Origin of the sequence: Halomonas sp. 707D4 (assembly GCF_024158685.1) — a bacterium.
Lineage (GTDB): Bacteria > Pseudomonadota > Gammaproteobacteria > Pseudomonadales > Halomonadaceae > Vreelandella.
In genome coordinates, this window is sequence record NZ_JAMZBD010000723.1 from 1 (window position 1) to 1,116 (window position 1,116).

The following is a 1,116-nucleotide window of genomic DNA, read 5'->3' on the forward strand; positions in this document are numbered from 1 at the left end:
ACCTTACCCCGCGGCTTCTCGCCCTGCGCGAAAAGCTTTACTCCCGGGCCGACCTGGCCGACGCCTGACCGCCCTGCGTGGCGGGATGTCAACCGCGCTCCTGCGTACTATGCTAACGCAACACCCATGAGGGACGGAGCGAGGCTGCACGTCCCACGACAGGAGCAAGCCATGACCAATGCCGAGCTCGACAAGCTAAAGCAGAAATACGTGGCCGCGGGTGCGGCAAGCCCCGCCACCGCCTATGCCGCCCGGGCCGAGAATGCCGAGATCTGGGACGCGGACGGCAACCGCTTCATCGACTTCGCCGGCGGCATCGGCGTGCTCAACATCGGCCACCGCCACCCCAAGGTGGTCGCTGCGGTCAAGGAGCAGCTCGACAAGGTCATGCACACCTGCCAGACCGTGATGCCCTATGAGGGCTACGTGAAAGTGGCCGAGAAGTTGAGCCAGGTAGTGCCGGTGCGCGGCCACGCCAAGGTGATGCTGGCCAACTCCGGCGCCGAGGCGCTGGAGAACGCGGTCAAGATCGCCCGGGCGGCCACCAAACGGCCCAACGTGATCTGCTTCGACGGCGGCTACCACGGGCGCACCTTCTTCACCATGGCGATGAACGGCAAAGTCGCGCCGTACCAGACCGACTTCGGCCCGATGCCCGGCACCGTGTTTCGCGCGCCCTACCCGGTGCCCTACCACGGCATCAGCGAGGAAGAAGCCATTCGCGGGCTGATGATGGCGCTGAAGACCGACGCCGGCCCGACCAACACCGCCGCCATCGTGCTCGAGCCGGTACTCGGCGAAGGCGGCTTCTACCCCGCGCCCGCCTCGTTCTTGAAGCGCGTGCGCGACATCTGCGACGAACTCGGCATCCTGATGATCGTCGACGAGGTGCAGTCGGGCTTCGGGCGTACCGGCAAGCTCTTCGCCATCGAGCACAGCGGCGTGGAGCCGGACATCATGACCATGGCGAAAAGCATGGCGGACGGCATGCCGATCTCGGCCATCGTCGGCACCGACAAGCTCATGGACGCCTCCGGCCCCAACTCGCTGGGCGGCACCTACACCGGCAGCCCCACCGCCTGCGCAGCGGCGCTGGCCGTGCTCGAGGTGTTCGAG

General features: G+C 66.8%; 1 protein-coding gene. It reads left to right on the forward strand.

From position 1 onward, the window contains the following. Nucleotides 1-171: 171 nt before the first annotated feature. On the forward strand, nt 172-1,116 hold a 945-nt coding region (locus tag BIS11_RS18225; RefSeq protein ID WP_253586812.1), incomplete at its 3' end, for an aspartate aminotransferase family protein.